The sequence below is a fragment of the uncultured Paracoccus sp. genome (assembly GCF_937873615.1).
Classification (GTDB): domain Bacteria; phylum Pseudomonadota; class Alphaproteobacteria; order Rhodobacterales; family Rhodobacteraceae; genus Paracoccus.
On sequence record NZ_CALMYP010000054.1, the window covers coordinates 12,621 to 33,332 of the forward strand.

General features: G+C 64.2%; 24 protein-coding genes. 8 read left to right on the forward strand and 16 right to left on the reverse strand.

Annotated elements, in window-relative coordinates; translation table 11 throughout:
- Positions 1–121: 121 nt before the first annotated feature.
- A complete protein-coding gene (locus Q0330_RS12710) occupies positions 122–961 on the reverse strand; it encodes a peptidylprolyl isomerase (RefSeq protein ID WP_299479744.1) in 840 nt (279 codons plus the stop codon).
- 203 nt (positions 962–1,164) lie between these two features.
- On the opposite strand from Q0330_RS12710, the gene secA reads away from it, so the two are divergent.
- Complete coding sequence (secA, locus tag Q0330_RS12715; RefSeq protein ID WP_299479747.1) at positions 1,165–3,870, forward strand: preprotein translocase subunit SecA; 2,706 nt, start codon at positions 1,165–1,167, stop codon at positions 3,868–3,870.
- 4 nt (positions 3,871–3,874) lie between these two features.
- Here secA and rimI read toward each other — a convergent pair whose 3' ends face one another.
- The 4 genes from rimI to Q0330_RS12735 all read right to left on the reverse strand — a co-directional run bounded on the left by rimI (position 3,875) and on the right by Q0330_RS12735 (position 5,947).
- Entirely contained in the window at positions 3,875–4,273 is a 399-nt protein-coding gene (gene rimI / locus Q0330_RS12720; RefSeq protein ID WP_299479750.1) for a ribosomal protein S18-alanine N-acetyltransferase, read from the reverse strand.
- Entirely contained in the window at positions 4,270–4,860 is a 591-nt protein-coding gene (gene tsaB, locus Q0330_RS12725; protein WP_299479754.1) for a tRNA (adenosine(37)-N6)-threonylcarbamoyltransferase complex dimerization subunit type 1 TsaB, read from the reverse strand. Before tsaB ends, rimI begins: the two co-directional genes overlap by 4 nt.
- Positions 4,853–5,407: a NifU family protein gene (locus tag Q0330_RS12730; RefSeq protein ID WP_299479757.1), complete on the reverse strand. Its 555-nt coding sequence runs from the start codon at positions 5,405–5,407 to the stop codon at positions 4,853–4,855. Before Q0330_RS12730 ends, tsaB begins: the two co-directional genes overlap by 8 nt.
- Positions 5,408–5,491: 84 nt before the next feature.
- Positions 5,492–5,947, reverse strand: a complete 456-nt coding sequence (locus Q0330_RS12735) for a universal stress protein (protein WP_299479760.1) — start codon at positions 5,945–5,947, stop codon at positions 5,492–5,494.
- 160 nt (positions 5,948–6,107) lie between these two features.
- Between Q0330_RS12735 and Q0330_RS12740 the strand changes: the two genes are divergently transcribed.
- Both Q0330_RS12740 and Q0330_RS12745 read left to right on the forward strand, forming a co-directional pair.
- Positions 6,108–6,851 carry a sugar transferase gene (locus tag Q0330_RS12740; protein WP_299479763.1) on the forward strand — a complete coding sequence of 248 codons (744 nt, stop codon included), beginning with the start codon at positions 6,108–6,110 and terminating at the stop codon, positions 6,849–6,851.
- A gap of 26 nt (positions 6,852–6,877) precedes the next feature.
- Positions 6,878–7,216, forward strand: a complete 339-nt coding sequence (locus Q0330_RS12745; protein ID WP_299479766.1) for a carboxymuconolactone decarboxylase family protein — start codon at positions 6,878–6,880, stop codon at positions 7,214–7,216.
- A 13-nt stretch (positions 7,217–7,229) separates the two neighbouring features.
- Here the strand turns inward: Q0330_RS12745 and Q0330_RS12750 are convergent, their stop codons facing one another.
- From Q0330_RS12750 to Q0330_RS12765, 4 genes are all read right to left on the reverse strand, one after another.
- On the reverse strand, positions 7,230–7,781 hold the full coding sequence (locus tag Q0330_RS12750; RefSeq protein WP_299479769.1) for a DUF2585 domain-containing protein: 552 nt from the start codon (positions 7,779–7,781) through the stop codon (positions 7,230–7,232).
- On the reverse strand, positions 7,778–8,539 hold the full coding sequence (locus Q0330_RS12755; protein ID WP_299479772.1) for a metallophosphoesterase: 762 nt from the start codon (positions 8,537–8,539) through the stop codon (positions 7,778–7,780). Before Q0330_RS12755 ends, Q0330_RS12750 begins: the two co-directional genes overlap by 4 nt.
- 104 nt (positions 8,540–8,643) lie before the next feature.
- The gene (gene serA / locus Q0330_RS12760; protein ID WP_299479775.1) at positions 8,644–10,233 is read right to left on the reverse strand and encodes a phosphoglycerate dehydrogenase; all 1,590 of its coding nucleotides are present in this window, start codon (positions 10,231–10,233) and stop codon (positions 8,644–8,646) included.
- A gap of 100 nt (positions 10,234–10,333) precedes the next feature.
- The gene (locus tag Q0330_RS12765; RefSeq protein ID WP_299479778.1) at positions 10,334–11,479 is read right to left on the reverse strand and encodes a phosphoserine transaminase; all 1,146 of its coding nucleotides are present in this window, start codon (positions 11,477–11,479) and stop codon (positions 10,334–10,336) included.
- 280 nt (positions 11,480–11,759) lie between these two features.
- Between Q0330_RS12765 and Q0330_RS12770 the strand changes: the two genes are divergently transcribed.
- Positions 11,760–12,488 carry a GNAT family protein gene (locus Q0330_RS12770; protein WP_299479781.1) on the forward strand — a complete coding sequence of 243 codons (729 nt, stop codon included), beginning with the start codon at positions 11,760–11,762 and terminating at the stop codon, positions 12,486–12,488.
- A 124-nt stretch (positions 12,489–12,612) separates the two neighbouring features.
- On the opposite strand, the gene Q0330_RS12775 is transcribed toward Q0330_RS12770, so the two are convergent.
- Positions 12,613–13,254: a response regulator gene (locus Q0330_RS12775; protein WP_366518333.1), complete on the reverse strand. Its 642-nt coding sequence runs from the start codon at positions 13,252–13,254 to the stop codon at positions 12,613–12,615.
- Positions 13,255–13,524: 270 nt separating this feature from the next.
- Between Q0330_RS12775 and Q0330_RS12780 the strand changes: the two genes are divergently transcribed.
- On the forward strand, positions 13,525–13,794 hold the full coding sequence (locus Q0330_RS12780; protein ID WP_299479788.1) for a DUF1467 family protein: 270 nt from the start codon (positions 13,525–13,527) through the stop codon (positions 13,792–13,794).
- Here Q0330_RS12780 and Q0330_RS12785 read toward each other — a convergent pair.
- Complete coding sequence (locus Q0330_RS12785; RefSeq protein WP_299479791.1) at positions 13,751–14,467, reverse strand: EI24 domain-containing protein; 717 nt, start codon at positions 14,465–14,467, stop codon at positions 13,751–13,753. The genes Q0330_RS12780 and Q0330_RS12785 overlap by 44 nt on opposite strands.
- Entirely contained in the window at positions 14,464–15,036 is a 573-nt protein-coding gene (locus Q0330_RS12790) for a nitroreductase (RefSeq protein WP_299479794.1), read from the reverse strand. Before Q0330_RS12790 ends, Q0330_RS12785 begins: the two co-directional genes overlap by 4 nt.
- An 87-nt stretch (positions 15,037–15,123) precedes the next feature.
- On the opposite strand from Q0330_RS12790, the gene Q0330_RS12795 reads away from it, so the two are divergent.
- Positions 15,124–15,387 carry a DUF167 domain-containing protein gene (locus Q0330_RS12795; RefSeq protein WP_299479797.1) on the forward strand — a complete coding sequence of 88 codons (264 nt, stop codon included), beginning with the start codon at positions 15,124–15,126 and terminating at the stop codon, positions 15,385–15,387.
- On the opposite strand, the gene Q0330_RS12800 is transcribed toward Q0330_RS12795, so the two are convergent.
- A complete protein-coding gene (locus Q0330_RS12800) occupies positions 15,384–15,620 on the reverse strand; it encodes a hypothetical protein (protein ID WP_299479801.1) in 237 nt (78 codons plus the stop codon). The two genes, Q0330_RS12795 and Q0330_RS12800, sit on opposite strands and share 4 nt — an antisense overlap.
- A 129-nt stretch (positions 15,621–15,749) precedes the next feature.
- Between Q0330_RS12800 and Q0330_RS12805 the strand changes: the two genes are divergently transcribed.
- Both Q0330_RS12805 and Q0330_RS12810 read left to right on the forward strand, forming a co-directional pair.
- Complete coding sequence (locus tag Q0330_RS12805; RefSeq protein WP_299479804.1) at positions 15,750–16,523, forward strand: M48 family metalloprotease; 774 nt, start codon at positions 15,750–15,752, stop codon at positions 16,521–16,523.
- A gap of 296 nt (positions 16,524–16,819) precedes the next feature.
- Positions 16,820–17,182: a hypothetical protein gene (locus tag Q0330_RS12810; RefSeq protein WP_299479807.1), complete on the forward strand. Its 363-nt coding sequence runs from the start codon at positions 16,820–16,822 to the stop codon at positions 17,180–17,182.
- Positions 17,183–17,227: 45 nt separating this feature from the next.
- Here the strand turns inward: Q0330_RS12810 and ilvN are convergent, their stop codons facing one another.
- The 3 genes from ilvN to Q0330_RS12825 all read right to left on the reverse strand — a co-directional run bounded on the left by ilvN (position 17,228) and on the right by Q0330_RS12825 (position 20,530).
- Entirely contained in the window at positions 17,228–17,788 is a 561-nt protein-coding gene (gene ilvN, locus Q0330_RS12815; RefSeq protein ID WP_299479835.1) for an acetolactate synthase small subunit, read from the reverse strand.
- 8 nt (positions 17,789–17,796) lie between these two features.
- Entirely contained in the window at positions 17,797–19,542 is a 1,746-nt protein-coding gene (locus Q0330_RS12820; protein ID WP_299479810.1) for an acetolactate synthase 3 large subunit, read from the reverse strand.
- A 160-nt stretch (positions 19,543–19,702) separates the two neighbouring features.
- Entirely contained in the window at positions 19,703–20,530 is an 828-nt protein-coding gene (locus tag Q0330_RS12825; RefSeq protein WP_299479813.1) for an arginyltransferase, read from the reverse strand.
- Positions 20,531–20,712 lie beyond the last annotated feature (182 nt).

Genomic DNA, 20,712 nt, shown 5'->3' on the forward strand with positions numbered 1-20,712 from the left:
TTCGCGACGATCGGCTTGGCGCTGACCTTTCTGGCGGCCTTGGACTTGTCGGACTTCTTGCCCTTCTTGTCCTTCTTCTTGCCGCCGTCCTTGACCTTATCCTTCTGTCTTTCCTTGGCCATTACTCTTGAACCCCCAGAATATCCTGATCGAGAACCGTCGGATCTATGCCTTCGATGCGTTCGACCGCCGCTTCGCCCGAGATACGCTCGATCTCGGCAGAGACCTTCTCGCGGCGGACCTGCTGGACCAATGCGTCGCGGATCTCCTCAACGGTCGGCGGGGTCATCTCGCGGGTTTCGTTCAGCTTGATGACATGCCAGCCGAATTGCGACTGGACCGGCGCGGTCGAGGTGGTGCCGGGCTCCATCGCCGCCACGGCCTCGGAAAACTCGGGGACCATGCGATCGGCGGTGAACCAGCCCAGATCGCCGCCGCTCGGCGCCGAGCCGGTATCGGTCGAACGCTCCGCAGCCAGCTTGGTGAAATCGCCGCCATTGTTCAGTTCCTCGATCACGGCCTTCGCGTCATCTTCGCTTTCCAGCAGGATATGATCGGCATCATATTCGGTGATCGGCGTATCGGCGGGGAAGGCCATGGCATAGGCGGCCTCGATCTCGGCATCGGTCGGTTCGAAATCGGCGACACGCTCCATCACCGAACGGACCAGGTAGTCGCGGCGCTGATTGGCCAGGAAGGCACGGTCGAGTGCGGTCAGTTCCTTCTCGCCCTCATTGGCCAAGGCGGCCTGACGGATCATCTCGTCCAGCAGCACGTTCCACAGATCGGCCGCGGGCACCTGCGCCATCTCGGGCGGCATGGTCAGCTTCAGTGCTGCCATCTGGCCAAGGGTGATTTCCGTGTCGCCGACCTTGGCGACGACGGTGTCGGCATCCTGCGCGAAGGCGGGGGCGGTCAGGGTGGCGATCAGGGTCAGTGCGGTTGCGGTGCGTTTGAACATGGGGATTTCCTTGAAGATAAGCCCCGCCGGGGCGCGGCAATAAGGGGGCAAGCGTTGACACTGCATGGTCGCGGGCCTACATCCGGCGCAACCGAAAAGGCGCGCCCGCGCCGTTTATTCCCTGCACTGATACGGCAGGACGGACGGTCCGGGCAAGGGGCCGGTGCCCGCGCCTTTCCCGCAACGAGACGGCCGGAGTGATCATGCTGGGTCTAGGTAATTTGGCGAAGAAGGTCTTTGGGACACCCAATGACCGTAAGGTAAAGGCGGCCCGTCCGCTGGTGGCAAAGATCAACGCGCTGGAACCCGAGGTTCAGGCCCGCTCTGACGAAGAGTTGATCGCCAAGACCCGCGAGTTGCAGGGGCGCGCGCAGGCTGGCGCCGATCTGGACGATCTGCTGGTCGAGGCCTTTGCCAATTGCCGAGAGGCTGCGCGTCGCGCCCTTGGCCTGCGCGCCTTCGACACCCAGCTGATGGGCGGGATCTTCCTGCATGAGGGCAATATCGCCGAGATGAAGACCGGCGAGGGCAAGACCCTTGTCGCCACCTTCCCGGCCTATCTGAACGCGCTTGCCGGCAAGGGCGTGCATGTCGTTACCGTCAACGATTACCTCGCCAAGCGCGACGCGGAATGGATGGGCAAGGTCTTCGCCCATCTCGGCATGACCACCGGCGTCGTCTATCCCTTCCAGCAGGACGAGGAAAAGCGTCAGGCCTATCAGGCCGATGTCACCTATGCGACGAATAACGAGCTTGGCTTCGACTATCTGCGCGACAACATGAAGGGCTCGGTCGAGCAGATGGTTCAGCGCGACCATTTCTTCGCCATCGTCGACGAGGTGGACAGCATCCTGATCGACGAGGCGCGGACGCCGCTGATCATCTCGGGGCCGTCTCAGGACCGCAGCGAGCTTTACGTCACGCTGAACGAATTCATCCCGCAACTGACGGATGAGGATTTCAAGCTGGACGAAAAGGCCCGCAATGCCACCTTCACCGAAGAGGGCAACGAGAAGATGGAGCAACTGCTGAGCCGGGCGGGCGTGCTGCCCGAGGGCCAGACGCTCTATGACCCGGAATCGACGACCATCGTTCACCACGCCAACCAGGCGCTGCGCGCCCACAAGCTGTTCCAGCGCGACCAGAATTACATGGTCCAGAATGGCGAGGTGGTGCTGATCGACGAATTCACCGGCCGCGCCATGAAGGGCCGCCGGCTGTCGGACGGGCTGCATCAGGCGATCGAGGCCAAGGAAGGCGTGGCCATTCAGGCCGAAAACGTGACCCTGGCCAGCGTGACCTTCCAGAACTATTTCCGGCTTTACGATAAGCTGGGCGGCATGACCGGCACCGCCGCCACCGAGGCCGAGGAATTCGCCGATATCTACAAGCTTGGCGTGGTCGAGGTGCCGACCAACCGGCCGGTGGCGCGGGTCGATGAACATGACCGCGTCTATCGCACCGGGGCCGAGAAATACGCCGCCGTGATCGAGGCCATTCAGGAGGCCCATGCCAAGGGCCAGCCGACCCTTGTCGGCACCACCAGCGTCGAGAAATCGGAAATGCTTTCGCAGATGCTGACCCAGGCCGGCATTGCGCATAACGTGCTGAACGCCCGCCAGCACGAGCAGGAGGCCTATATCGTCGCCGAGGCCGGCAAGCCCGGCGCGGTGACCATCGCCACCAACATGGCCGGGCGCGGCACCGACATTCAGCTTGGCGGCAATGTCGAGATGAAGGTGATGCAGGCGCTTGCCGCCGATCCCGAGGCCCATCCCGACGAGCTGCGCGCGAAGATCGAGGCCGAACATGCCGCCGACAAGGAAAAGGTCCTTGGCGCGGGCGGGCTGTTCGTGCTGGCGACCGAGCGCCATGAAAGCCGGCGCATCGACAACCAGCTGCGTGGTCGCTCGGGCCGGCAGGGCGATCCGGGGCGATCACTGTTCTTCCTCTCGCTGGAAGACGACCTGATGCGGATCTTCGGCTCGGAACGGCTGGATGCGGTGCTGTCGCGGCTGGGGATGAAGGAAGGCGAGGCCATCGTTCATCCTTGGGTCAACAAGTCGCTGGAGCGCGCCCAGGCCAAGGTCGAGGGCCGCAACTTCGACATCCGCAAGCAATTGCTGAAATTCGACGATGTCATGAACGATCAGCGCAAGGCCATCTTCAGCCAGCGCCGCGAGATCATGGACAGCGAGGAAGTGGGCGAGGTCGCCGCCGACATGCGCCATCAGGTCATCGACGATATGGTCGACGAACACCTGCCGCCGCGCGCCTATGCCGAGCAATGGGACGTGGCCGGGCTGAAAAAGGCCGTGGTCGAGCAGCTGAACATGAACCTGCCGGTCGACGAATGGGCGGCCGAAGACGGCGTCGATCAGGCGGTGATGCTGGAACGCATCGCCGATGCGACCGATGCCTACATGACCCAGAAAGAGGCCGATTTCGGCCCCGAGACCATGCGCCAGATCGAAAAGCAGATCCTGTTGCAGACCATCGACCAGAAATGGCGCGATCACCTGCTGACGCTGGAACATCTGCGCTCGGTCGTGGGCTTCCGGGGCTATGCGCAGCGCGATCCCCTGTCGGAATACAAGACCGAGGGTTTCCAGCTGTTCGAATCGATGCTGGACGGGCTGCGCGCCGACGTGACCCAGCAGCTCGGCCGCATCCGCCCGCTGACCGAGGAAGAACGGGCGCAGATGCTGCGCCAGTATCAGGAACAGCAGGCCCAGCAACAGCAGCAGATGACGCCCTCGCATCAAGAGGCCGAAGGCGGCGAGGCTTCGGCCCATGCGCCGGGCTTCGACGAGACCGATCCGGCGACCTGGGGCAATCCTTCGCGCAACGATCCTTGCCCCTGCGGCTCGGGCAAGAAGTTCAAGCATTGCCACGGCGCTCTGGCCTGACGGCTTAAAGCGGTTTTAGCATCACCACGGCATCGGTGCCGCCGCCATAGTAATCGCGGCGGCATCCTGCATTCTGCCAGCCCTTGCCCGCATAAAGCGCCTGCGCGGCGGCATTGTCGCTGGCGACCTCCAGAAAGGCGGTCGCGGCACCGCGCGCCTGTGCCTGCGTCTCGAACCCGGTCAGCAGGGCGGCGCCGATGCCCCGGCGGCGGGCTTCGGGCGCTATGGCGAGGGTCAGCAGTTCGGCTTCGTCAAGGATGGTGCGGCCAAGCAGGAAGCCGGATTCGCGCATCAGCAGGAAATTCGCCGGATCGGCCAGCAGGGCCTGGAATTCAGCCGCATTCCACGGGCGCGGGCGGGTGAAGCATATGGCGTGAAGCCGGGCCAGTTCCTCGGGCGTCATGGCAGGATGACGGGGCCCCGGTCGCGCGCCGGGGCGGCATCGGCGGGGCGCAGATAGATCGGCGCCGGGCGCGGCTGCGGGCTGGCACTGCGGGCGCGGGCGAGGCGGGCGATGCCTTCGGCCATGCCGATGTGCGGGCTCAGGACCGGCGGGCCGGGGGGCAGGGCGTCCAGCGGGTCCTGCCGGGGCTGGCTGGGCGTGTCATCGCCGAAATCCTGCCAGATCGCCATGTCGCGGCGTCCCGGAATGACGATCCGGCAGGGGCGGGGCAGGCCGAAGGCAAGCGCCTCGGGCGCGCCGATGCCGATGGCGGGAATGCCGAGCGACAGCGCCAGCCCACGCGCGGCGGCGACCGAGATGCGGATGCCGGTGAAGTTCCCGGGGCCGGTGCCGACCCCGATCAGCGCCAGATCGCGCCAGCCGATGCCGGCCTCGGCCAGCAATTCCTCGATCAGCGGCATCAGGCGTTCGGCCTGACCTTTCGCCATCTCCTCCTGCCGGGTGGTCAGCAGGGTCTCGCCCGACAGCAAAGCGGCCGCGCAATGCGCGGCCGATGTGTCGAAGCCGAGGGTCAGGGCCTCAGGCAATGGGGCGGACCTCGGTCACTTCGGGGATATAGTGGCGCAGCAGGTTCTCGATCCCCATTTTCAGGGTCATGGTCGAGGAGGGGCAGCCGGCGCAGGCGCCCTGCATGTGCAGATAGACGACGCCCTTGTCGAAACCGTGGAAGGTGATGTCGCCGCCATCCTGGGCCACGGCGGGGCGCACGCGGGTGTCCAGCAACTCCTTGATCTGGGTGACGATCTCGCCATCCTCGCCGTCATGTTCGGCATGGGCGGCCTTGGCCGCGCCTTCCATGACCGGGGCGCCGGACTGGAAATGTTCCATGATCGCGCCGAGAAGGGCGGGCTTCAGGTGGTCCCAATGAACCGCGTCATCCTTGGTCACGGTCACGAAATCAGAGCCGAGGAAGACCCCGCTCACCCCGTCGATCCCGAAGACCCGGGCGGCCAGCGGCGAAACGGCGGCGGCCTCCTCCGAGGTGAAATCGGCGGTGCCTTCCTCCAGCACGGTGCGGCCGGGCAGGAATTTCAGCGTCGCGGGATTGGGCGTGGTCTCGGTCTGGATGAACATGGCGTGCTCCTTTGTTCCAGTCATATGGCCCCGCCCCGGTCTTGGGTCAAGCGCTGCACCTGCCGCAGGTTCAGCGATCGCGGGTCATGAGATCGCCTCCAGCCGGTCGCGCGACATATTGCCGGGGATCAGCGTGACCGGCAAAGGCAGGCCCGAGACATCGCGCAGCAGCCGGCTGATCAGCGGGCCGGGGCCGTCCTTGTCGGTGCCCGCGCCGAGGACGAGCACCCCGATTTCGGGATCCTTGCCGATATGATTGAGCAATTGAGTCGGCGGATCGCCTTCGACGATGACCAGTTCGGGATCGACCCCCTGACTGTCGCGCATCCAGCGCGCAAAGATCTGATACTGCGAGGTGATTCGGTCCTCTGCCTCCTGGCGCATCAGGTCGGCCACGCCGATCCCGTGCTGGATGGCGTCGGGCGGGATGATCGCCAGCACCACCACGCCGCCATTGGTGCGCGCGGCGCGCATGGCCGCAAACCGCATTGCATTCTGACATTCGGGCGAATCGTCCAGCACGACCAGGAACTTGCGCATTTGTCTTTTTCCTCGTGGTTCGGCGGAAACTCGCGTAGAGACTGCCGCATTTGCGCTAAACCGGCAACAGGTTGATAATGGAAGTTGACCCGGACGGTTTCAAAGCTAATTCCGTATGTTAAGCAGGACCAGAAAATCCGCGAAGCAATGAGGCCGATCTTTGACGCTTTACCAGAATTGGGACAAGATCGAGACTGATCGCCGCTTTGCCGAAGCAGAGCTGTGGGGGCTGGACAGTCAGGCCGCAGACCACAGTTTTTACCGTCAATACGGCAAGCGTGTCGTGGATATCGTTCTGGCAGTCGTCCTGCTGGCGTTGCTTTCCTTGCCGATGTTGCTTGTGGCCGGGTTGTTGCTGGTCATGCAGGGCCGGCCTCTGATCTATTCCGGCAGTCGTATGAAGGCGCCGGGACAGCCCTTCCAGCAATACAAGTTCCGCACCATGATCCGCGTCGACAAGGACAGCGGCGCCACCGGTGCGCACAAACATTGGCGGATCACGCCGCTTGGCCGGTTCCTGCGCCGCACCCGGCTGGACGAATTGCCGCAGCTGTTCAACATCCTTGTCGGCGACATGAGCTTTGTCGGCCCGCGCCCGCCGCTGCCCGAATATGTCGAGCGTTTTCCCTCTCTCTATTCCACCGTCCTGCGCGCCCGCCCGGGCGTCACCGGGCTGGCCACGCTGATCTATCATCGCCATGAGGACCGGATCATGGCCCAGTGCGATACCGCCGAGGAAACCGACCGCGCCTATTACGCGCGCTGTCTGCCGACCAAGCTGAGGATCGAGTTGGTCTATCGCCGCGCGGCCTCTCCGCTGCTGGATCTGTGGATCATGTGGAAGACCTTCATCGCGCTTATTCCCGGCCACGATCACCCGCGCAAGAAACGGCGGGCAAAATAGGCGCCGGCACCGAAAGGGATAGCGACATGAGCTATAGCGACAAGTTCTCCGAGCTGAAAAGCCAGGTTCGCGAAGTCGGCAAGGCCATCCCCGACACGGTCAAGAGCTTCAACGAGATGCAGAAGGCGGCCAAGGAAAAATCCGGTCTACCGGCGCGCGAGGTTGAATTGGTCGCCCTTGGCATCGCCATCGGCGAGCGTTGCGAGCCCTGCATCATGTTCCATGTCGGTGCCCTGCAGCGGGCCGGCGGCACGCGCGAGGATCTGGCCGGCATCTGCGCCGTCGCCATGACCATGGGCGGCGGCCCGTCGCTCATGTATGCCGCCAAGGCACTGGCGATCTGGGACGAGCTTTGCACCGGCTAGAGCGTGCGCCTGTCTAAACTGCCGATTGCCAGTTGCGCACCGCCTCCAGCGGCCAGACCAGCATCAGCACGTTCAGCATCAGCCCGTCGCGGATCAGGTAGATGGTGACGGCTTCGGCCAGAATGAAAAGCGCGACCGAGGCCCAGACCGGCAGCACCCGCGCCAGCCAGAAGCCGAAGATCATCGCCAGCATGTCGGCCACGGAATTGACCACGCTGTCGCCGAAATAATCCAGCGAGATCGTGGTGGCGCGGTAACGCTCGATGATGGTGGGGGAGTTCTCGACGATTTCCCATGCGGCCTCGATCAGCGTGGCCACGATCAGCCGGGTGCCAATCGGCAGGCGGCGCGCCACCAGCCAGAGCAGGGCATAGAAGATCAGCCCGTGCAGGATATGCGAGGGCGTATACCAATCCGTCAAGTGCTGCGAATTCTCGCTGCTCATGGTCTGGCCGTGCCAGAGCTTCACATAGCCGCATTCGCAGATCGGCACCCGCCCCATGATGACCAGGATCGCCGCCGCCACGGCGATGACCAGCAGCGAAATCAGGACCCCGCGCGTCATGCCGCGACCTCCGGCAGAAGCCGCTGCGGCCCGGTTGTGGTCAGAAGCCAGGCGCCTTCGGCATCCAGCCTGACGGCACTGGCGGGGTGGCCGTAACCGGCGCCGCTGTCGATGTTCAGCCGGTTGCCGTAATGGGTGGCGGCGCGGATGGCGGTATGGCCATGGACGACAAGTGCGCCGTGATCGTCGCTCGATTCCAGAAACGGCTTGCGGATCCACATCATGTCGACCCGCGATTGCGCCGACAGGTCGATGCCGGGCCGGATCCCGGCATGGACGAACAGAAACCCGCCCGGATGCAGAACGTAAGGCGCCAGCCCGTCGAGGAAAAGCGCATGTTCCGCCGGGATATTGCGCAGGGCTTCGGCCTGAACATCGTCCTGCGGGCGGGTATCGGCATCCTTGATGCCATAGGACAGAAGCGTCGCCGCCGCGCCATTCCGCGCGTCCCCGATCCAGGTCAGCCCGCTTGTGGTGCCCGGATCGATCCAGCCCGGATCTTCAAGGAAGCGCGGCAGCTTGTTGTCGTGATTGCCCTTCACGATCTGCCAGTTCCGCCCCTGCGCCAGCCCCTCCATCAGATGGTCGATGACGGCGGGCGACTCGGGGCCACGGTCGATCAGGTCGCCCAGATGGACGATATGCGCATCCTCGCCGCCATCCTGCGCGATCAGGTCATGGGTCTCGCGAAGCGCGTCCATCCGGCCATGGATGTCGCCGATGGCATAGACGGGCTGGAAGGGGGGCTGGAACGACATCGGAAACCTTCGGTTGGAACCGGGAAAAGCGACAGCAAAAGGGCGGAAATGGCAAGGGCCCGGCGGATCTGCCGCCGGGCCCCTTCATCTCGGGCGAGGCCGGATCAGACCTCGAAGCGCAACGCGCGCGCCTGCAGGAACTTGCCGGTATTCTGCAAGGCCGCCAGCACTTCGGGCGACAGCGCCTCGTCCAGATAGAGGATGGCGATGGCGTCGCCGCCATTGGCCGCGCGGCCAAGCTGGAAGTTGGCGATGTTCACGCCCATCTCGCCCAGGGTGCTGCCAAGCGCGCCGATCACGCCCGGCACGTCCTTGTTGCGGGTGTAAAGCATATGCGCGCCGATCTCGGCATCGACATTGATGCCACGGATCTGGATGAAGCGCGGCTTGCCGTCGCTGAAGACGGTCCCGGCGATGGAACGCTCGCGCTCCTCGGTGACGACGCTGACCTTGATATAGCCGTCATAGACGCCGCCGGCATCCTGCCGGGTGGTGGCGATCTGGATGCCGCGATCCTTGGCGATGACCGGGGCCGAGACCATGTTCACATCCGGGTTGGTGGCCTTCATCACGCCCGAGATCACCGCCGCGTTCAGCGCGTTCAGGTTCATGGTCGAGACGACGCCGTCGTAAAGCACGTTGATCGACTTGATCGGCTCGTCGGTCATCTGGCCGATGAAGCTGCCCAGATGCCCGGCCAGCTTGATCCAGGGACCCATGACCTTGGCTTCCTCGGCGGTGACCGAGGGCATGTTGAGCGCGTTCGACACCGCCCCGGTCAGCAGGTAATCCGACATCTGTTCGGCCACCTGCAGGGCCACGTTTTCCTGCGCCTCGCTGGTCGAGGCACCCAGATGCGGCGTCACCACCACATTGGGCAGGTTGAACAGCGGGCTGTCGGTCGCGGGTTCGGTCGCGAAGACATCCAGTGCTGCGCCGGCGACATGGCCCGATGTCAGCGCCTCTGCCAGCGCCTCTTCGTCGATCAGACCGCCACGGGCGGCATTGACGATGCGCACGCCCTTCCTGGTCTTGGCGATATTCTCGCGCGACAGGATATTGCGGGTCTTGTCGGTCAGCGGGACGTGCATGGTGATGAAATCGGCCTTGGCCAGCAACTCGTCCAACTCGACCTTCTTCACGCCCAGCTGATCGGCCCGCTCTTCCGACAGGAAGGGGTCATAGGCCAGCACCTTCATCTTCAGCCCGAGCGCGCGGTCGGCGACGATCGAGCCGATATTGCCCGCCCCGATCAGGCCAAGGGTCTTGTTGAAAAGTTCGACCCCCATGAAGCGGTTCTTCTCCCACTTCCCGGCATGGGTGGAAACGCTGGCTTCCGGCAGTTGCCGGGCGACGGCGAACATCAGCGCGATGGCATGTTCGGCGGTGGTGACAGAGTTGCCGAATGGCGTGTTCATCACGATCACGCCTTTCTTGGATGCGGCCGGGATGTCGACATTGTCGACCCCGATTCCGGCGCGGCCGATCACCTTCAGATTGGCCGCGCTTTCCAGCAGCTTTTCCGTGACCTTGCTGGCCGAGCGGATGGCCAGACCGTCATATTGGCCGATGATCTCGGCCAGCTTGTCCTTGTCCTTGCCGACATCGGGCAGGTAATCCACCTCGACCCCGCGGTCGCGGAAGATCTGGACGGCGGTTTCCGAAAGCTTGTCGGATACGAGAACCTTGGGCATGTCATGCTCCTTGTCAAAAGCGCGGGGCCACGGCCTCCTTGCGCCTCTTTGGTGTCAAAAAACCTCGGGGGGTCCGGGGGGCAGCGCCCCCGGCCAGCGTTCACGCCTGCGCGGCGATCTCGGCCTCGAATGCCCATTCGATCCAGGGCAGCAGCGCCTCAACATCGGCGGTCTCGACGGTCGAGCCGCACCAGATCCGCAGGCCTGCCGGCGCGTCGCGGTAAGCGCCAAGGTCGAGCCCGACGCCTTCCTTCTCCAGCCGTTTCGCAACCGCCTTGGCGAAGGCAGCCCCGTCCTTGATGCGCGGATCGGTGAACTTCACGCAGACGCTGGTGGTCGAGGCCGTCGCCGGATCCTCGGCCAGATTCTCGATCCAGGGGCGGTCAGCGCAGAAATCCCAGACGGCTTTGGCATTGGCATTGGCGCGCCCGATCAGGCCTTGCAGCCCGCCGACCGATTTCGCCCATTCCAGCGCCACCAGATAATCCTCGACACAGAGCATCGAGGGCGTGTTGATCGTCTCGCCCTTGAAGATGCCCTCGATCAGCTTGCCGCCCTTGGTCATGCGGAAGATCTTCGGCATGGGCCAGGCCGGGGTATAGCTTTCCAGCCGCGCAACGGCACGGGGGCTGAGGATCAGCACGCCATGCCCGCCTTCGCCGCCCAGCACCTTCTGCCAGGAGAAGGTGACCACATCCAGCTTGTCCCAGGGAAGGTCCATCGCGAAAGCGGCCGAGGTCGCGTCGCAGATGGTCAGCCCGCCACGATCCGCCGGGATCACGTCGCCATTGGGAACCCGCACGCCCGAGGTGGTGCCGTTCCAGGTGAAGACCACGTCGCGGTCGAAATCGACGGCGGCGAAATCGGCGATCTTGCCGTAATCGGCGGTCTGGACCTTCGCGTCCAGCTTCAGCTGCTTGACGACATCGGTAACCCAGCCCGAGCCGAAGCTTTCCCAGGCCAGCATCTCGACCGGGCGCTCGCCCAGAAGCGACCACATCGCCATCTCGACCGCGCCGGTATCCGAGGCAGGAACGATGCCGATGCGGTAATCCGCCGGAACGCCCAGAATGTCACGGGTGGTCTCGATGGCACCCGCCAGCTTTTCCTTGCCGATGGCGGCACGGTGCGACCGGCCCAGGGGGGCGTCCGCCAGCATGTTCAGATCGAAACCGGGAATCTTGGCGCAGGGGCCAGAAGAGAAGCGCGGATTTGCCGGACGCGCAGCCGGAAGCGTATTCGCCATAAGTTACCCTTTCAGGCAAAAGCCTCTCGTTGGGGAGAGGTGTCCCAAGGACGCCTCTACGAAACCCCGGAAAAAAACGCAATACATAAAGAGTCTTGCGAAGCTGCCCGTGCAGGTTCCGGCATTTGGTGCAGAACGAGACGGGAACGCGTAACGAAAAGTGGCACCTAATTGACACGTGGCATTCGGCAGATGTGCCGCATATGCACAGCAGAACGATCACCTCCGAACAGGCGTTGAAACCGCTTGTGGCGACCGTTGGCCGGGATAGACTTTTGTCATGGATAAGCTGATTTCAGAACGACTGCTTGGCCCCCTGCTGGCGGGCTGGCAGGCACCGCCTCGGCCCGGGCCGGAGGTGATCGACGGCGATTCGGTGCGGCTTGAGCGCCTGGACCCGGCGCGTCACGCCGCCGCCGTGTTCGAGGCCGTCAAGGATGACGATTCGCTGTGGGACTACATGAGCAACGGTCCATTCCGCTCGGCTGAAGATCTGCATGGCTGGATGGCGCAGGCGATAGGGTCGGAGGCCGTGTTTTACGCCTTTGTCGATCCTGTCAGCGGTGCGGCCTGGGGCTATGCCAGCTTCATGCGGATCGATGCGGCGAATGGTGTGCTGGAAATCGGCAATGTGATGATCTCGACGGCCTGGCAGCGCAGCCGTGCGGCCTCGGAGGCGCTGATGCGCATGGTCGGCTGGGCCTTCGCGGCGGGCTATCGCCGGATCGAGTGGAAGTGCAACGCGCTCAATGCCCCCTCCCGGCGGGCCGCCCGTCGGTATGGTTTCGCCTTTGAGGGGGTGTTTCGGAACCACATGATCCTGAAGGGGCGAAATCGCGATACCGCCTGGTACGGCATGACCGATTCGGATTGGTGCCGATTGGCGCCGGCCTATGCCGACTGGCTCGATCCCGGCAATTTCGATGCGGAGGGAAGGCAGCGGCAAAGCCTGTCCTCGCTGACCGAACCCGTATTGCTGCTGATCGGGGCCGAGATCGCTGCCAACTGACGGACCGCGTGGCCAGGCGGTCCGCAGAACCCAAACACGACGCCGACAGCCGGGGAGAGGTCGTGAATTTTCCGGCAGCCCGTGGTGGAGGAGCAGGCCACCACGGGCTGGGAAATGGCCGGGGTCAGGCATGTCCGACCGTCGCCAGCCTTTGATGAACCATGTCGCCGATCCGCGAGAGGTTCCTGGCGACCGCGCGCCCTGCCTCGTGATCCTGGGCCAAGGCGGTTGCGGCTGCGGCCAACGGCGCGTCCTGGGCTGATCTGGCGACGCCGGTCAGGAAATGGGCGATATAGTCGATGGCGTCACCGTTGGCTGCGATGGACAGGATCTGGGCGGCATGGGCCAGATCGTCATGCAGGGCGCTGATATCGGGGGTCACCACCTCATTGGGCACCGGTCGCGGGCCGGGCATCGGCGCCCCCGTCGGCAGCGCCGACAGAATGATCTGCTGAAAGACGGCAAGGCTGTTGATCGGCTTGGCGATGAAGCCGACAGCCCCGGCCGCGAGGGCGTCATCACGCAGGTCGGGATTGCCCGAGATGCCCAGGACCAACGGCGCGTGCTCACCATGGGTCGTGATCCGGCGGATCAGGTCGGCACCGCTGCCATCGGGCAGGCCCATATCGACCAGAACGACCGTCGGGCGGTAGGTCTGCAAGTGGCGCTTTGCCGCGAGTATGCAATCGGCCCGTCGGATCCGGGCGCCCGATCTCAAGCATAGAAGGCGAATTGCCTCGGACGCGAAGCGCGAGTCTTCAACCACCAGAACGGTCAGCCCGGATAGTGGCCGACCGGGAAGCTGGGCTTTCCAGATTGCTGAACCGGCGGCGGAGTGGCGTGATTCTGTCTGCATTCGTCCATCCCCTCGTGGAATCACCTGATCTGTCGAGGTTAGGTCACCAATAGCTAAGGCTTTCTTAATGCCTTCCAGCCATGCCTTGGATTCCAGACCCGGACACCCTAGAACCCCGGGGGCGGGCCCTCGCGTTCAGTGATTGCGGGGCCGCATATGACCTGCGCAGGAGCATGTTTCATGAATCTTACCGGCGGCATCGTGCTTTACGCGGTCCTGTGGTTCCTGACCCTTTTCGTGCTTCTGCCCATTGGCGAGGTCAGCCAGGAAGAGGCGGGCGAGGTCGTGCCGGGCACGCCCTCGGGCGCGCCGCATCGGCCCCGGATCGGGCGCAAGATGCTCTGGGCCACGGCGATTGCGGCGGTGCTCTGGGCGGGTTGCGCCTATGTCATCCTCAGCGGGATGATCACCCGAGAGGATGTGATGGGCTGGGATCGGCTGATCCGCTGATCATCTGGAACAGATGCGTGAAGGCCGCTGCCGCCAGCACCGGCACGGCGATGTTCAGGAAGGGCACCGTCAGGGCGAAGGCGATGGCGATGCCCAGCAGGGTGACGGTGCCGGCCTTGCGGCGCCTGAGCGTGGCGGCCTCGGTATCGCCCAGATGCCGGCGCGCGGCCATCTGGAAGAACTCGCGCCCCAGCAGCCAGCCATTGGCGCCATAGAACAGCACCGGCGCCAGCGGACCGAGGAAGGGCGAGGCGATCAGCGTCACCAGCCCGACCAGCAGGACCGCCGCCATGACCGCCAGCGATTCCCACAGACCGTCCCAGAAATCGGGCTCGGCCCCGCGTCGATGGGGATAGTGGATCGCCTCGACCTCCGAGGCGACGCGTTCGGCATAAAGGCCGGCGAAGGCGGCGGCGACCGGGGCCATCAGGAAGAAGCCCAGCACCGGCAGGACCAGCAGGCTGCCCCAGCCCAGCAGGGAACCGACCGGCACCTCGCCCAGCATCGGCAGGCTCAGCGTGCCCGAGGCGAAGTTGCGCAGCACCCAGAACAGAATGACCTGAAGCGCCACGAACAGCCCGACGGTCAGCCCGATCCCACGCAGCACCAGCCCGAGGATGCGCGGACGCAGCAGATCTCCCCAGCCAAGGGCGAGGGCGCGGGCCCAGATCATGCGAGGACGGTGGTCCGGGCAGCGATGTCGGGGCGCGGACGCTCGGGCGGGCGGGCCTCTCCGCGGGTGCCGATATGGATGAAGCCGGCGATGCGTTCCTTGCCGGTCAGGCCCAGATTGGTCCGCGCGAAGGCATCGCCCGTGGCCACGCCGGTCAGCCAGCTGGCACCGAAGCCGCTGGCAAGGGCCGCATTCACCAGACCGAGGCAGACTGCGCCAGCCGAGAGAAACTGTTCCCATTCGGGGATGGCGGCACCTTCAACCGGGGCCGAGACCACGGCCACGACAACCGGCACGCGGAAGGCATTGCCGTGCTTTTCGGCCTTTTCGGGCGGATTGCCGGAGGCAAGCGATGCTTCCGCCACCAGCGGTGCGATCCGATCCAGTGCCGCGCCGCGCAGCACGATGAAGCGCCACGGCTCCAGCTTGCCATGGTCAGGGACGCGCGCGGCCATGGTCAGCAGCTCCGTCAGCTCATCGGCCGAGGGGCCGGGCGCCCCCAGCAATGCGGGGGGATAGGAACGGCGCTGGCTCAGGAAATCCAGCACGGCGGCTTGTTTGTCGGTCATCGGCCTCTCCTTTGTCGGTTCATCTAATCAGGCCTGCGACCGACGCCAAGGGTTGACGCGGAAGGTTCCTGCGCAAATGAACGGGGGATGAAAGCGAAACTGCCAGATCTCAGCCATCTTGCCCGGCCCGGCGCCATTATTGAGGTGCGGGTGACGCCCAAGGCCTCGGCCAACCGGATCGTGCATGAGGACGGGCAGATCCGCGTCTTCGTCACCACCGTGCCGGAAGGCGGGCGCGCCAATGCGGCGGTGGGGAAACTGCTGGCCAAGGCGCTTGGTCTGGCGCCGTCGCGGCTGGAACTGCTGCGCGGCGAGACCTCGCGCGACAAGCAGTTCCGCGTCGATCCCTAGCGTCGATCCAGACGATAGCCGCCCTCGGGCAAGTTAAGCGCCGCGCGCAACTCGTCCACCTGGCGCATGCTCAAGGTGATCTCGCTGTAACGGTCGGTATCGGGCTCGTCCTGGCGCAGCACCACGCGGTCGTCGAAGGCGGTGATGATCACGTCGCCTTGCAGGGGCGCGGTTTCGGGTTCGTCGATCAGGGTAATGACGGTGGCGTCGAAGTCGTGCTCGATGGTGAACATATGGGCCTGCCTCGCTTCGCGGTCTTGTGTCGATTATGTCGCAGTTTCCCCGGCAGGGTGGACGGAACGGGTTTGCCTCGCAAGGGGGGCTTCTCTATTCTGCGCGTCGGACATCTGTGGAAAGTGATCATGCGCGTGACGACCCTTCGCCTTGCCCTGCTGAGCGTCATTGGCGCGGCTGCCCTGTCGGCCTGCGCCCCAATTCCGGCCGAGACGCCGAATGCCCCGGCGCCGCGCCAGCAGACGCCCGAAGTTGCCGTTGCGGCGCCTGTTCAGGTGACACCGCAATCACCGCGGCAGGCCGCGCGCAACTTCATCAGCGTGATCAGCAAGATGGAGCCTGCGGTAGAGCGCGAATGCGTCGCCCGGCGCACCGCCAATATCAATTGCGATTACCAGTTCGTCGTCGATGACCGGCTGGAGATGGAACCGAATGCCTTCCAGACGCTGGACGATTCCGGTCGGCCGATCATCGGCTTTACCGTATCGCTGATTGCGGCGGCGCAGAATGCCGATGAACTGGCCTTCGTCGTCGGGCACGAGGCCAGCCACCACATCCTGAACCACCTCGACCGCAAGGCAAACTCGGCGACGGCAGGGGCGGTGATCCTGGGCGGGCTGGCAGCGGCGGCTGGGGCCGATTCCTCGACGATCAGCAGCATCCAGCGCGTCGGTGCGACGGTTGGTTCGCGGGTCTATTCGAAAGACTGGGAGCTTCAGGCCGATTACATGGGGGCGATCATCACGTTGAATGCCGGCTATGATCCGGTCAATGGCGCCGAGTTCTTCCGCCGCATGCCGGATCCGGGGAATCGGGTGTTGGGTTCGCACCCCTCGACCGCCTCGCGCATGGCCCAGGTCCGGCGCGCCGTTGCCGATGTTCGGGCCGGACGGACGCGCTGAACGAACGGCTGCCGGTTACCCTATGTCAAATTTGCTGAATCCCATCCGAAAGTATGGGATGTGGATGCCCTAAATTCCGGGTATTAACCGGAGTTGTGCTTGCGCTGTCGTGACCGGGCCGAGGTTGCCGGCATCCTTGCCTTTGGCGAGCAGTGTCGTTCCAGGTAAGATTACGCAGCGTAAATTTGGCGGTGAAGTTGCGCAGGCCGCCCGCGTCCCGATCTGTATTGAACGAGTTAGGTGCAAAAGCGAAACGGGTGAACCGCAATGCGCGATGTCATCCATAGGAGACAGGCATGATTGGCGTCGTTATCTGGAGCAGTGAAGCGACCCGAAAGGCGGTGATCTGGTGCGAGGACCAGGGTCCGCTGGCCTATCTGCGCGGATGTGACAGCCTGCTTGACGATGCCGATTGGCCGGTGCCGGGCGATCTTCTGCAACTCGAATGTGAAATCATAGGCAGCCTGCGTCACGCCCGCGCAGTCAGCCTGATTGCGCCGAGGGTCTGTCCGCAACTGCCCGATGCTCTATTGGGAAAGACCAACCGACCGGGTTCTCACCTGCAGATCGTGCATCGAAACGATGCGCTGCCTGCGCCAGAAACGGAAGATCAGGACCTCGATGCAGGGCCGCCTTTGTCAGCCGCGACCGGATGCTGAGGATATCGGGCGCCGGTCGGAACCGGCCCCCGGAAACGCTGCGCTTCAGGCGCCCCGCGCCAGTGCCGCAACCCCGGTCCGCGCCTGATCGCTGAGCCCGAGCGGGCGCATCAGATCGGCGAAGGCATCCAGTTTCTCGGGCGAGCCGTTGATCTCGAAGACGAAGCTGGTCAGCGTCGAATCGATGACATTGGCCCGGAAGATTTCTGCGATGCGCAGCGCCTCGACCCGGTGATCGCCGGTGCCCACGACCTTGAACAGGCCCAGTTCACGCTCGATGCTCGGGCCGTCGGTGGTCAGGTCATGGACCTCGTGGACCGGCACGATGCGGCCAAGCTGGGCCTTGATCTGCACGATCACCGAGGGCGTCCCGCGGGTCACGATGGTGATGCGCGAGCGGTGGCCCTCGTGGTCGGTTTCGGCCACGGTCAGGCTGTCGATGTTATAGCCGCGCCCCGAGAACAGGCCGATCACCCGCGCCAGCACGCCGGGCTCGTTTTCCACCAGCACGGCGAGGGTGTGGCGTTCCTCGATCTGCGCATTCGGGTCGCGCAGGTCATAGGCGGAATGGCTGGTCGAGCCCTGCTTGATGTTCAGAACCATGATCTCGCTCCTTAAACCAGTGCCGCGCCGCCGCTGAATGCCTCTGCCTCTGGGGACAGAAGCATTTCGTTATGCGGCTTGCCCGAGGGGATCATCGGGAAGCAGTTCTCGTGCTTCTCGACCAGCACATCGAGGATGAACGGCCCGTCATATTCGATCATCTCGCGGATCGCATCGTCGAGTTCCGCCGGGTCGCTGACCTGCCGGCCCTTGCAGCCGAAAGCCTCGGCCAGCTTGACGAAATCGGGCAGGCTGTCCGACCAGGACTGGCTGTAACGCTCGCCATGCAGCAATTGCTGCCATTGCCGGACCATGCCCAGACGTTCGTTGTTCAGGATGAACTGCTTGACCGGGGCGCGGAACTGCACCGCCGTGCCCATTTCCTGCATGTTCATCAGCCAGGACGCATCGCCCGCGACATTGATGACAAGCGCGTCGGGATGGGCGACCTGAACGCCGACCGAGGCCGGCAGCCCGTAACCCATGGTCCCCAGCCCGCCCGAGGTCATCCAGCGGTTCGGCTCGTCGAATTGCAGGAATTGCGCGGCCCACATCTGGTGCTGGCCGACCTCGGTCGCGATATAGCGGTCGCGGTCCTTGGTCAGCGCCTCAAGCCGTTCCAGTGCGTGCTGCGGCTTGATGACCGAGTCAGAGTTCGTATAGGCGAGGCATTTCACCTCGCGCCATTGCTCGATCTGGGTCCACCACTTGCGGACCGCCTCCGAATTGGTCTTGCGGCCGCGCGACTTCCAGATCTTCAGCATGTCTTCCAGCACATGGCCGACATCGCCCTGAATCGGAAGTTCGACATGGACGATCTTGTTGATCGAGGACGGGTCGATATCGATCTGCGCCTTGACCGAGCCGGGGCTGAAATCGGCCACCCGCCCGGTGATGCGGTCGTCGAAACGCGCGCCCACGGCAATCATCAGGTCGCAGCCATGCATGGCGAGGTTCGCCTCGTACATGCCGTGCATCCCCAGCATCCCCAGCCAGTTCTTGCCCGAGGCCGGATAGGCGCCAAGCCCCATCAGCGTCGAGGTGATCGGGAAGCCGGTCGCGTCGACCAGTTCGCGCAGAAGCTGGCTGGCGCCGGGGCCGGAATTGATGACACCGCCGCCGGTATAGAAGATCGGGCGTTCGGCCTGTTCCATCAACTCGACCAGACGGGTGATGGATTCGATGTCGCCCTTGCGGCGGGGCTGGTAATTCGAGGTGTCGACCTGCTTCGGGCCGACATATTCGGCCTCGGCGAATTGCACATCCTTCGGGATGTCGATCAGCACCGGCCCGGGACGGCCCGAGGTGGCGACGTTGAAGGCCTGGTGGATGGTCGCGGCCAGCTTCTCGGTATCCTTCACCAGCCAGTTATGCTTGGTGCAGGGCCGGGTGATGCCGACGGTATCGGCCTCCTGAAAGCCATCGGTGCCGACAAGGAAGGTCGGAACCTGCCCGGACAGAACGACCAGCGGGATCGAATCCAGCAGCGCATCGGTCATGCCGGTGACAGCGTTCGTCGCCCCGGGCCCCGAGGTAACCAGCACGACGCCGGGCTTGCCGGTCGAGCGGGCATAGCCCTCGGCCATATGAACCGCCCCCTGTTCGTGGCGGACAAGGATATGCTGGATGTCGTTCTGCTGGAACAGCTCGTCATAAATGGGTAGTACCGCCCCGCCCGGATAGCCGAATACCGTGTCGACGCCCTGATCGCGCAGAGCTTCGACAATCATTCTCGCACCCGTCATCTTTCGGGACATGGGACTACCTCATCTTGTGATTGCGGTGGCAGGACCGCAGCGGAAACAAGGCACGGCTTTGCCGCGCCGCCGCAAATTATGGGCGGGGCGCGGCAGGGTCAATGGTTAAAATGGACAAAAATGACGCGGGCGAGGTAATTTGCGCAATATTATTTCGCGATCAGGGCAGGTCGATCCGCGCCACCTGCTCGACAATGGGGTCGACCGCCAGGGGATGCGCCTCGTCGCAATGATCCGCCGGGTTGCCGAGATCCTGCCAGACCCCGCCCTTGTAGATCTCCAGCGCCGAAAAGCGGGACTTGTAGTCCATCTTCCGGCTGCCCGGCACCCAATAGCCCAGATAGACATAGGGCAGGCCGGTTTCCCGGGCGAGTTCGATATGGTCGAGGATGATATGCGTTCCAAGGCTGCGCGCGCTCATCCGAGGATCGAAGAAGCTGTAAACCAGCGACAGCCCGTCATCGAGCACATCGGTCAGGCAGACGGCGGCCAGATCGCTCGGCTCGGTATCCGGGCTGGCTTTGGTGCTGTCGGGGCCGCGATATTCGACGACACGGGTGCGCACGGCGGATTCCTCGATCATCGCGGCGAATTCGAAGATATCCATATCGGCCATGCCGCCATCGGCATGGCGATGATCCAGATAGCGGCGGAACAGGTCGAACTGCTCCTCGGTCGCCCAGGCACTGGTGGCGAGCCTTTGCAGATCGGCGTTCTGGCGCGCGACCCGGCGCTGAGTCCGGCTTGGGACGAAATCGGCGACGCGGATGCGGGCCGACATGCAGGCGACGCAGCTTTCGCAACTGGGCCGATACAGCACGTTCTGCGACCGGCGGAAGCCCTGCCGCGACAGGGCGTTGTTCAGCTCCTGCGCATTGCCGGGATGCAGCGCGGTGAACAGCTTCCGCTCGGCCCGGCCATGCAGATAGGGGCAGGGCTGTGGCGCCGTGACATAGAATTGCGGCGCATGTGTCAGCGTATGGCGCATCGTCCATCCCGTATCAGTTGTTCGCGTGTTCCGACGGTGCGGTGCTGTCTGCCAAGACCTGCTGTCATGCGATCCCGTAAGCCGAATTACTGAGCAATACGGTAGCAACAGTCCCGGCTCAGGCCAAGCATTGATATTGGTTCGATGGGTCGGCGCCAATTGACGCCGATGCGATGAAGGCC

Bases quoted from the DNA above. Each gene is read 5' to 3' on its own strand.
- Q0330_RS12710 (WP_299479744.1), bottom strand. From the start codon at position 961: ATGTTCAAACGCACCGCAACCGCACTGACCCTGATCGCCACCCTGACC.
- secA (WP_299479747.1), top strand. From the start codon at position 1,165: ATGCTGGGTCTAGGTAATTTGGCGAAGAAGGTCTTTGGGACACCCAAT.
- rimI (WP_299479750.1), bottom strand. From the start codon at position 4,273: ATGACGCCCGAGGAACTGGCCCGGCTTCACGCCATATGCTTCACCCGC.
- Q0330_RS12730 (WP_299479757.1), bottom strand. From the start codon at position 5,407: ATGTTCATCCAGACCGAGACCACGCCCAATCCCGCGACGCTGAAATTC.
- Q0330_RS12735 (WP_299479760.1), bottom strand. From the start codon at position 5,947: ATGCGCAAGTTCCTGGTCGTGCTGGACGATTCGCCCGAATGTCAGAAT.
- Q0330_RS12745 (WP_299479766.1), top strand. From the start codon at position 6,878: ATGAGCTATAGCGACAAGTTCTCCGAGCTGAAAAGCCAGGTTCGCGAA.
- Q0330_RS12750 (WP_299479769.1), bottom strand. From the start codon at position 7,781: ATGACGCGCGGGGTCCTGATTTCGCTGCTGGTCATCGCCGTGGCGGCG.
- Q0330_RS12755 (WP_299479772.1), bottom strand. From the start codon at position 8,539: ATGTCGTTCCAGCCCCCCTTCCAGCCCGTCTATGCCATCGGCGACATC.
- serA (WP_299479775.1), bottom strand. From the start codon at position 10,233: ATGCCCAAGGTTCTCGTATCCGACAAGCTTTCGGAAACCGCCGTCCAG.
- Q0330_RS12765 (WP_299479778.1), bottom strand. From the start codon at position 11,479: ATGGCGAATACGCTTCCGGCTGCGCGTCCGGCAAATCCGCGCTTCTCT.
- Q0330_RS12770 (WP_299479781.1), top strand. From the start codon at position 11,760: ATGGATAAGCTGATTTCAGAACGACTGCTTGGCCCCCTGCTGGCGGGC.
- Q0330_RS12780 (WP_299479788.1), top strand. From the start codon at position 13,525: ATGAATCTTACCGGCGGCATCGTGCTTTACGCGGTCCTGTGGTTCCTG.
- Q0330_RS12785 (WP_299479791.1), bottom strand. From the start codon at position 14,467: ATGATCTGGGCCCGCGCCCTCGCCCTTGGCTGGGGAGATCTGCTGCGT.
- Q0330_RS12790 (WP_299479794.1), bottom strand. From the start codon at position 15,036: ATGACCGACAAACAAGCCGCCGTGCTGGATTTCCTGAGCCAGCGCCGT.
- Q0330_RS12795 (WP_299479797.1), top strand. From the start codon at position 15,124: ATGAAAGCGAAACTGCCAGATCTCAGCCATCTTGCCCGGCCCGGCGCC.
- Q0330_RS12800 (WP_299479801.1), bottom strand. From the start codon at position 15,620: ATGTTCACCATCGAGCACGACTTCGACGCCACCGTCATTACCCTGATC.
- Q0330_RS12805 (WP_299479804.1), top strand. From the start codon at position 15,750: ATGCGCGTGACGACCCTTCGCCTTGCCCTGCTGAGCGTCATTGGCGCG.
- Q0330_RS12810 (WP_299479807.1), top strand. From the start codon at position 16,820: ATGATTGGCGTCGTTATCTGGAGCAGTGAAGCGACCCGAAAGGCGGTG.
- Q0330_RS12820 (WP_299479810.1), bottom strand. From the start codon at position 19,542: ATGTCCCGAAAGATGACGGGTGCGAGAATGATTGTCGAAGCTCTGCGC.
- Q0330_RS12825 (WP_299479813.1), bottom strand. From the start codon at position 20,530: ATGCGCCATACGCTGACACATGCGCCGCAATTCTATGTCACGGCGCCA.